At 70.2% G+C, this 9988-nt stretch carries 6 protein-coding genes; 2 read left to right on the forward strand and 4 right to left on the reverse strand.

Annotated features, from left to right (window positions below; genetic code table 11):
- Positions 1-113 precede the first annotated feature (113 nt).
- Together ACRDPS_RS20720 and ACRDPS_RS20725 are read left to right on the forward strand one after the other, a co-directional pair.
- Positions 114-1781 (forward strand): ATP-binding protein, encoded by a 1668-nt coding sequence (locus ACRDPS_RS20720; RefSeq protein WP_431503553.1) that lies wholly within the window; start codon positions 114-116, stop codon positions 1779-1781.
- Positions 1778-2482: a response regulator gene (locus tag ACRDPS_RS20725; protein ID WP_431503554.1), complete on the forward strand. Its 705-nt coding sequence runs from the start codon at positions 1778-1780 to the stop codon at positions 2480-2482. Before ACRDPS_RS20720 ends, ACRDPS_RS20725 begins: the two co-directional genes overlap by 4 nt.
- A 3-nt stretch (positions 2483-2485) precedes the next feature.
- Here ACRDPS_RS20725 and ACRDPS_RS20730 read toward each other — a convergent pair whose 3' ends face one another.
- From ACRDPS_RS20730 to ACRDPS_RS20745, 4 genes are all read right to left on the reverse strand, one after another.
- Complete coding sequence (locus ACRDPS_RS20730) at positions 2486-3496, reverse strand: LacI family DNA-binding transcriptional regulator (protein ID WP_431503555.1); 1011 nt, start codon at positions 3494-3496, stop codon at positions 2486-2488.
- A gap of 23 nt (positions 3497-3519) precedes the next feature.
- Positions 3520-4881, reverse strand: a complete 1362-nt coding sequence (locus ACRDPS_RS20735; RefSeq protein ID WP_431503556.1) for a glycoside hydrolase family 16 protein — start codon at positions 4879-4881, stop codon at positions 3520-3522.
- A 174-nt stretch (positions 4882-5055) separates the two neighbouring features.
- On the reverse strand, positions 5056-7155 hold the full coding sequence (locus tag ACRDPS_RS20740; RefSeq protein WP_431503557.1) for a helix-turn-helix domain-containing protein: 2100 nt from the start codon (positions 7153-7155) through the stop codon (positions 5056-5058).
- A complete protein-coding gene (locus ACRDPS_RS20745; RefSeq protein ID WP_431503558.1) occupies positions 7152-9845 on the reverse strand; it encodes a DNA translocase FtsK 4TM domain-containing protein in 2694 nt (897 codons plus the stop codon). Before ACRDPS_RS20745 ends, ACRDPS_RS20740 begins: the two co-directional genes overlap by 4 nt.
- Positions 9846-9988: the final 143 nt, after the last annotated feature.

The raw sequence follows: 9988 nt of genomic DNA on the forward strand, positions 1-9988 counted from the left end.
TCGGCGTCGACAACGGCTGGCCTCCAGACTCAAGGGATGAAACGGTCAGTGGCGATGGTCACAGTCCGTGGTGACCGCCGTCACCGTTGGGCAACCAAAGGAGGTTGTGGAACTTGTGGTCGCAGGGTGCTCGGCGCCACCTCTCGCTGGCCGGCCAGGTGCTGGTCCTGCAGCTCTCGGTGCTGCTGGTCGTCGTCGTGGCGACCAGCATCGTGTCCCTGCGGCAGAGCGACGCCGACTTCCGCGACTCCCGTGAGGACCGGCTGCGCGCGGCCGCGGAGAGCCTCGCCGGGATCGCCGCGGTGCAGGACGGGCTGAGTCGTACGCCCGACAAGCAGGCGTTGGCCTTCTACCTGCAGAACCGGGCCGCGGACGCGGGGGCCGACACTGCCTACCTCACCGGGCTCGACGGCCGGGTGCTCGTCTCCACCGACCCCACCCGGGTCGGCGAGACCCTCGACCTCGGCAGAAACGAGGCGAGCCGAGCCTGGGCGGGTGACATCGACGATGCCGGTCGCCGGGCGATCGCGGCCCAGGTGCCGGTCTACGGCGGCGGTTCGACCGGTGCGGACGCAGAGGCGCCGCGGCCGGTCGGGGTGGTCGTGGTGACCGAGGACTACCCGCCGCTGACCGAACGGCTCGCCCGGACCTGGGCCGACGCCGTGACCGTGCTGCTGGCCGGCCTCGCGCTCGGAGTATTGGGTTCGTGGCTGCTGGCCCGGCTGATCAAGCGGCGTACGCGCGGCCTGGAGCCACGCGACATCGCCGCCCTGGCCGACCACCGCGAGGGCCTGCTGCGCTCGATCCGCGAGGGAGTCCTGGCCGTCGGTGCCGACGGCCGGGTCAGCCTGATGAGCGACAGCGCCCGGGACCTGCTCGGCCTGACCGAGGACCCGACCGGGCGTCGGCTGGACGGGCTCGGCCTGCCTGCGGACACCCTCGCGCTGCTCAGCGGGGCCGAGGAGATCCACGACGCGCCGCTGGTCACCGGGGACCGCGTGCTCGTCCTCAACCGCAACCGGGTACACCACGACGGCCGACCGGCCGGCACCGTCACCACGCTGCGCGACCGCACCGAGCTGGTGGCGCTGCAGAGCGAGCTCAACGCCCGCGAGAGCGTCACCGAGACGCTGCGGGCGCAGACCCATGAGTTCAGCAACCAGCTGCACACGATCACCGGGCTGCTGGAGCTGGAGGAGTACGCCGAGGTGGGCCGCTTCGTCGTCGGGCTGACCGCGCGCCGGGCGGCCCTGAGCGACCACATCACCGCCCGGATCGACGATCCCGCCGTCGCGGCCCTGCTCATCGCGAAGGCCAGCCTGGCCGCCGAGCGGCGGGTGAGCATCGATCTGGAGGCCGCGAGTCTTCTTCCTCGGCTCACCCCCGACGGGTCCGCGGACGTCGTGACCGTCCTCGGCAACCTGGTCGACAACGCCGTCGACGCGGCGGCGCTGGTCGGGCCGCTGGACGGTCGGGTCGGCGTACGCCTGACGGCCGAGGGCGAGACCGTGACCGTCCGTGTCTCCGACACCGGTGGCGGGGTGCCGGCGGACCAGGTCGCCGAGATCTTCCGGCGCGGCTTCAGCACCAAGCCACGAGACGCCAGCGGCCGCGGCGTGGGGCTCGCGCTGGTGCAGCTGGTGTGCCGTGCACGCGGCGGCGAGGTCGAGGTGGAGAATAGCGGGTCGGCGGAGCGCCCCGGAGCGGTCTTCATCGCGACCCTGCCGAGTGCCGCACCGCTCGCCCCACCCACCACCGCTGCCCCCGAGGAGGCCCGATGACGTCCGCGCCGGAGCTCACCGTGCTCGTGGTCGAGGACGACTTCATGGTGGCCTCGATCCACACCCGCTTCGTCGAGCGCGTCGAGGGGTTCCGGGTCGTCGGCGTGGCCGCCACCGGCTCCCAGGCGCTCGAGGAGACCGCTCGCCTCTCCCCCGACGTGCTGCTCCTCGACGTGCACCTGCCGGACTTCAGCGGCATCGAGCTGCTGAGGCGGCTGCGCGGACGAGGCGACGACACCGACGTCATCGTCATCACCGCCGCTCGCGAGGCCGACACAGTGCGTGCCGCCGCCGCGGGTGGGGCCGCGCACTACGTGGTGAAGCCCTTCCCGTTCGAGGATCTTGCCGCCCGGCTCGACGACGTACGCCGCTCCCGCGACGCGCTCGCCCGGATCGAGCAGCAGCCGGCCGGGCAGGTCCAGGCCGGGATCGACGAGGTCTTCAGCCACCAGGCCGGTGCTCGCGAGACTCGTGAGCGCCTGCCGAAGGGCCTGAGTCCTGAGACCGCCCGGGCCGTGCTCGCCGCGCTCCAGGACGCCGACGAGCTCAGCGCCGCCGAGTGCGCCGACGCGATCGGGGTCTCGAGGGTGAGCGCCCGCCGCTATCTCGAGCACTTCGCGAGCATCGGTCGGATCGGCGTACGTCTCAACTACGGCACCGCCGGAAGACCCGAGCGCCGCTACCGGACCGCCAGAGCCTGACCCTCAGGCGGACTCGCGGATCACCAGCTCGGTGGGGAGAACGAGCGAGGCCTCGACCTCCTCGCCCGCGACCAGGCGGAGGATCTGCTCGGCGAGGCGGGTGCCGATCTCGTGGATCGGCTGGCGCACCGTCGTCAGGGGTGGGTCGGTGAACCGCGCGGCCTCGACGTCGTCGAACCCGATCACCGCCACGTCCTCGGGCACCCGTCGGCCGAGCCGCCGCAGCGTACGCAGGGCTCCGTCGGCCATCAGGTCCGAGGCCGCGAAGACGGCGTCGATGTCGGGATCCTGCTCCAGCAGCCGCTCCATTGCGTCCATCCCGGACTGCCGCATGAAGTCGCCGGTCTCCACCAGCGGCTTCGCCTGCGACGGGAGGCCGGCGTGATAGCCGGCGAGGCGCTCGCGCCCGGCGACCATGTCCTGCGGGCCGGCGATCGTCGCGATCCTGCGCCGGCCGAGGCCGACGAGGTGACGCATCGCGGCCTCCACCCCGCTGGCGTGCTCGACGTCGATGTAGGGCACCGTCGCCTCACCCAACGGGCGTCCGCTGGTGACGACCGGAACCCCTGCCGCCTTCAGCTCCTCGGGGAGGGTGTCGGCGCCGTGCATGGAGGCGAGCACGACACCGTCGACGGTGCGTCCGTGCACGTAGCGCAGGATCCGGTCGTGGCTCGACGGCGTCGAGGCGAGCAGCAGCACCAGCTGCTTGTCGGCCTTCTCCAGCGCCTCCCCGACACCGCGGATCACGCCGGGGAAGAAGGCGTCGTCGGAGAAGACCCTGGTGGCTGACTCGGGCAGGATCAGTACGATCGAGTCCGTACGCTGCGTCACCAGGCTGCGCGCCGCCGGGTTCGGCACGTAGCCGAGCTCGGCGATGGCGCGGCGGATCGTCTCGGCCACATCGGCGCGCACGGTCGTGGAGCCGTTGACGACGCGGGAGACGGTCGCCCGCGAGACCCCGGCAGCCCGCGCCACTGTCTCCAGGGTCGGCCGGGCGGCCGAGGTCTCGTGCATGTAGGGAACTTATCGCGTCCGGGTCAGTGAGCGAACGTGAACCAGTTGACGTTGACGAAGTCGGCCGGCTGGCCGCTGGTGAACCGCAGATACACGGTGTGCGTGCCGGTCACTCCCGGAAGACTGCCCGGGACCGTACGCCAGGTCTGCCAGCCGCCGGTGTTGCCCACCGAGAAGGTGCCCACCGACGCACTGTTCACGTCGTCGAGACGCACCTCGACCAGGCCGCTGACGCCGGCGGGCGCGCCGGAGGCGACCCGCGCGGAGAACGTGTGGGCCGGGGTCGACCCGAAGTTCACGCCGTCGTAGCGGAGCCAGTCCCCATTGCTGAGGTAGCCGACGTTCTGTCCACCTCCGGAGTCGCTGGTCGCCTCGGTCTGGGTTCCGTTCTCGGCGTTGTACGACTCGGCCTGGATCGTCTCGTAGGCGTCGCGGTCACCCGGTGCGGGCGGGTCGGTCGGGTCGGGCGTACCGCCGCCCTTGGAGTAGACCGCGACGTAGTCGACGAGCATCGGTACGCCGGAGGCGGTCGCGGAGGTCGGGTTGCCGGGCCAGCCGCCGCCGATCGCGACGTTGAGGATGATGAAGAACCCGTGGTTGGTGGCGTTGTTCCAGGTGGTCGCGTCGACCTGGTCCGAGCGGACCGTGTGGTAGTGAACGTCGTCGACGTAGAACCGGAGCTGCTGCGGGCTGGTGCTGCGGTCCCACTCCATGGCGTAGGTGTGGAACGTGGACTGGCAGCTTGATCCGGGGCAGCCCTGGATCGTGCCGCCGAGACCGACGGTCTCGTTGCACGGGCCGCCGGGTGAGGTGCCACAGTGCAGCGTGGCCCAGACCTGGTTGGCGCCGTTGACGTTCTCCATGATGTCGATCTCGCCGATGCCCGGCCAGTTCCAGTAGTTGCCGCGGAACGGCTCGCCCAGCATCCAGAAGGCCGGCCAGATGCCCTGGGCGGCAGCGCCGGTGACGTTCGGCATCTGGATGCGGCTCTCGACGCGGAGCACCCCTCCGGTGGGCGGCTCGAAGTCGCTTCTCGTCGTCTCGATGCGGCCGGAGGTCCAGTTGCCGGCGCCGTCACGGATCGGCTTGATGGTCAGGTTGCCGTTGCCGTCCTGGTAGACGTTCTGGGTGCTGTCGGTGTGGTAGGCGATCTCCCCGGTCCCCCAGTTGGGAGCACCGCCGGGGTAGGAGTGACCGATGTCGTACATCCACTTGCTGGTGTCGATCCGCGACCCGGCCGACCCGGTGAAGTCGTCGCTCCACACCTTGGTCCAGCCTGCCGGCGGGTCAGGCTCGGCGGCCTGACCCAACGAGGCCAGGGGAACGGCCACAGCGACCAGCCCGGCCGCGATCGCCGCCGCTCCTAATGCTCTGAGACTTCTCATGATGACTCGCTTTCCGATGAACGAGCGATGAGTCCCGATGACTCGTGAGAGCGCTCTCTCGGATCAATCGTCCCAGCGAAATGTGACCAGCGTCACCAAACCGACCTATTTTTAAGAAACCTGCCGAGTCGGCGCAACTGCCCCAGAATTTCGTGCCGAGTCGGCGATCGCTTGCTAGTTGGCGGTGTAGGTGCGCTGGGCCGACTCGCCGGTCTTGCCCAGCTCGTTGGCCTTGCCGTCGCCGATGGCGACCTTGAGCGAGCCGTCGGAGGTCTGGACGCGGAGCGGTGGGGTGACCTGGAGCCGCTTGGACTCGCCGAAGGCGAGGTCGCCGCTGAAGACGACCTTGCCGCGCGAGTCGCGTACGACCACGTGCGCGCCACCACCGGCGGCGGAGATGGTCACCGGCACGGGCGAGGAGTCGCCGTAGGGGTTGTCTGTTCCGGCCGAGCCGTCGAGCTGGATCGCGCCGGCCTCGGGCTCGTGGTCGGTGCCGTCGATGACCAGGCGTGCTACCGACCAGACCAGGATGACCGCCATCACCGCGGCGACCAGGACGGACCACGACGGTCCGCCGCGCATCCGCCTGACCGGCCGGACGGCGGCGCTGTGGGCGAGCTCGGCCTCGAAGACGGTGCGCGGGCTGACCGGACCGGAGGCGTACTTCTCGTCATAGGTACGCAGCAGCGGCGCAACCTCGATACCGAGGACACGCGCCAGCGTGCGCAGATGGCCGCGGGCGTAGAAGTCGCCGCCGCACGGGCCGAAGTCGTCGACCTCGATCGCCTCGATCACGTGCGGCCGGATACGCGTCCATTCCGCCAGGCCCTCGGCATCCAGGCCGAGGCGATGGCGCGCCGCGGAGATCTCGGCGCCGATCTCGGGGCTGTCGTTCGTCCCGGAACCAGTCCCCCGGACACCGACCCCATCGAAGGAGTGCGACTCGACACGATCACCGCGCTCGGCGACCGGGGTCACGCCCTCGGTCAGCTCGTGGGCCTGGGTGGCGTCCGGGTCGGTCGTGAGGATCTCGGTCTCGTCGTCGACACCTGCCTCGCCGATACCTGCCTGATCGGCTCCGGCCTCGGCGATGCCGGGGCCGGCACTCGCATCGAGGAAGGCCGCGTCAGCAGAACCGTCAGAGTCGTCAGAATCGTCGGTGGCGTCGTCGGTCTCCACCGGGGCCAGATCGAGCGCGTTCGCGCCGTGCACCGCGATGGTCTCCTGCGGCTCCTCGGGCACATACCGTACGTCCACCCGGACCGCCGTCGACGGCTCACGCAGCGGTGCGACCGGCTCGGGGCGCGGTTTATCCCCGGCCGATGCCTCGGTGGCTACCTCGGGATCGGGGTCCGGTTTCGGCGTCGCCTCGTCATGCACAATGTCCCGGTCCACCTGGTCCTGCCCCGCCTCGTCCACCACGTCCGCGGCATTGATATCAGGCTCGTCCAAGACCCGGAGCATCCGGGGGTTGGTGTCGCCTCCACGCCCGACGGCGGGCAGCCGAACAGCCGTGTCACCGTCGTCGGCACCGGCGCTGCCGGAACCGTCGGAGACGGTACCTTCGCCCGCGCCATCGCCCGCGGTTTCGCTGATCGCGTCGCCACTCTCGTCCGGCTCATCGGCCCCGAGACCAGGATCGATCTCGACGACCTCTACCCCGTCCGCGGCAACGATCGCGATGGCCTCGGTGACGTCCTCACCTCCGCCCAGGACACGGGTCGAGAGCCCGAGCGGGAGGGAGAAGGGCAGGCCGTAGAGGCGTTCGGTCAGCATCGCCTGGCGCCGGGCGGTCGGCGAGAGCTCGTCGAGCACCTCGTCCTCGTCGTGCAGCAGCACGCCGATGCGGCCGTCCTTCCAGAAACGCTCGATCCCGGCCGGCCGCGGCGTGTGCTCGACCGACTCGATCTTGGACCACGGGATGCCCTGCCAGTTCTGCCCGAAGCGAAGGCGTACGCCCTGCTCGTCGACGAGCAGCAGGGGCATCCGCGAGTCCCAGGCCGTCCAGCCCTGGACCGCCGCCACGGCGAGCAGGATCAGCCCGACCAGGTAGCCCTCGACGCCGCCGCGCAGCACGAAGGCGAGTCCGACCAGCAGCGACGCGAGCGCTACGGCCAGGGCGAGCCTGCCGTTGCGGCGTACCTCGACGACGTCGACGTCGAGACTCTCCCCAGCGCTTTCGGCGGGGCTCTCGACAGGATCCGAAACACGGCCCTCGTCAGGCTCGACGGTCTCGTCAGGCTCGACGACCACGTGTGGTGAACTCTCGCTCACTTCTCCCCCTGGATCGTTGCGATGACGCCGTCGATCTCGTCAGGCTTGACGAGTACGTCGCGGGCCTTGGAGCCCTCGGAGGGACCGACCACGCCGCGGGACTCGAGGATGTCCATGAGGCGCCCGGCCTTGGCGAACCCGACGCGGAGCTTGCGCTGCAGCATCGAGGTCGAGCCGAACTGGGTGGAGACGATCAGCTCGATCGCCTGCACGACCAGGTCCATGTCGTCGCCGATGTCGTCATCGAGCACCCGCTTGGTCTCGGCCGGCGCCGTCACGTCCTCACGGTAGGACGGCTCCAGCTGGCCCTTGACACTCTTGACGACCGCGTTGATCTCGCTCTCGGAGACCCAGGAGCCCTGCACACGGATCGGCTTGGAGGAGCCCATCGGCAGGAACAGCCCGTCTCCCTGACCGACCAGCTTCTCCGCACCGGGCTGGTCGAGGATGACGCGGGAGTCGGCCAGCGACGAGGTCGCGAACGCGAGTCGCGAGGGCACGTTGGCCTTGATCAGACCGGTGACCACGTCGACCGAGGGCCGCTGGGTGGCCAGCACCAGGTGGATGCCCGCGGCACGCGCCAGCTGGGTGATCCTGACCACGGCGTCTTCGACGTCGCGCGGAGCGACCATCATCAGGTCGGCGAGCTCGTCGACGATGACAAGCAGGTAGGGATAGGGCGACAGGACCCGCTCGGAGTCGGGCGGGAGCTGCACCTTCCCGGCACGTACGGCCTTGTTGAAGTCGTCGACGTGGCGGAAGCCGAAGTTGGCCAGGTCGTCGTAGCGCAGGTCCATCTCCCGCACGACCCAGGCCAGCGCCTCGGCAGCCTTCTTCGGGTTGGTGATGATCGGCGTGATCAGGTGCGGCACGCCCTCGTAGGAGTTCAGCTCGACCCGCTTGGGGTCGACCATGATCATCCGGACCTCGTCGGGTGTGGCCCGCATCAGCACGGAGGTGATCATCGAGTTGATGAACGACGACTTACCCGAGCCGGTCGCACCCGCGACCAGAAGGTGAGGCATCTTGGCGAGGTTGGCGACCACGAAGCCGCCCTCGACGTCCTTGCCGACGCCGGTGATCATCGCGTGGTGGTCGCCGCGCGCGGCGTTGGACCGCAGCACGTCACCGAGGGTGACGATCTCCTTGTCGGTGTTCGGGATCTCCACGCCCACCGCGGACTTGCCGGGGATCGGCGAGAGGATGCGTACGTCGGCGGAGGCCACCGCGTAGGCGATGTTCTTCTGGATTCCGGTGATCTTCTCGACCTTGACCCCGGAACCGAGCTCGACGATGTAGCGGGTGACGGTCGGGCCACGGGTGTAGCCGGTGACCGCGGCGTCGATGTTGAACTCCTCGAGCACCGACTGGAGCCGGCTGACGATGTCGTCGGAGGCCTTGGAGCGGGCCTTGTGCGGCGAGCCGGGCTTGAGCAGGTCGCTGCCCGGGAGCGTGTACGCCACGTCGCCGGCGAGCATCAGCTGCTCGACCCGTTGCGGCAGCTCGGCGTGGGGCGGCGGCTCCAGGTCCTTCTTCGAGCCCGGCTTGCGGCCCGGAGAGGTGCCCGCGACGGCAGGTAGCAGGCCGGCCGCGTCGCTGGGGCCGTCGGCGACGGCGTCGTCCGGCTGGGTGTCGGCGTCCGCGTCCTCGTCGAGGGAGAGGGCGATGTCGAGGCCGTCCTTCTTGCGCTTCTTCTTCGGCTTCTCATCCTCGAGCAGCGGCGTCTCGTACGGCTCGAAGCCCTCGGGGTCGAAGGTGTCGTCGTCGGCGAAGAGCTTGCCGCCGCGACGCACCCGGCGGATGTTGGTGCCGCTCTCGCTCATCTCCTCGACCGGCGTCAGGCCGAGCGCCCGGTCGCGCAGCTCGACGAGCCGCCTGGGGACCTGGTAGAGCGGAGTCCCGGTGATGACCAGGATCCCGAAGACGATGAGCAGGCAGAGAAGTACGACGACCACTGGCGTCGAGCGGAGCACGTCGAGCAGCAGGCTGGCCACCACGTAGCCGATCGCGCCCCCTGCCCACTGCAGCTCGCTGCTGTCGCCGGAGGTGGGCTGCGGGTTGCCGTTGGCGATCTGGACGATGCCCAGCGCTGCCATCAGGAACGCGCTCCAGCCGATCGCCTGCCGGCCGATCGGGGCGGCGTTGACCGGGTCGCGCATCAGTCGCGCACCGGCGACGAGCAGTCCGACCGGCACCAGCCAGCCGACCTTGCCCACCACGCCCGCGACCGCGATGCGTACGACGTCGAAGAACTGCCCGCCGAGCTGGAACCAGACGCCGGCGGCGACGAGGACTGAGAGACCGATCAGGAACAGGCCGGCACCGTCGCGCCGGTGCTCCGGCTCGAGGTCGCTGGCGGCCTGGCCGCCGACGCGGAAGATGGCCGCCACTCCCCCGGCGATCGCCAGCCACAGGCTGGCGATGGTCGAGAAGACGGCGTCGAAGAGAACCGAGATCGGGCTCGGCCCGTTGCGCACGGCACGAGGTGGCGTACGGTTCGTCGTCCTCTTGGCGGCGGGGCGACTCGTCTGTCGTCCGTTGGACTTCGGACTGCGCTTGTTGGGCGCTGCCTTTGAGCGGGCCCGGCTCGTGGCCGTTGCTCGCTTTGTCGTGGTCGTACTCCGGGGACGGGTGCTCTTGGCTGGGGTCGAGCTCCGCGAACCCGGCGGGGAAGACGTACGGGTCGCCATACCACCAGGGTATTTGACTCGGCGGCCTCCCTCCGGGACCCCGTAAGGGTGTGTTGCAGCCGTGTAATTCCGATACGCGGCTGTCCCGACGGGACCACTGCCCCCAAAACGTCGCCGAGTCGGCGCGTTATGACGCGCCGACT

This window comes from Nocardioides sp. (assembly GCF_050699375.1).
GTDB lineage: Bacteria > Actinomycetota > Actinomycetes > Propionibacteriales > Nocardioidaceae > Nocardioides.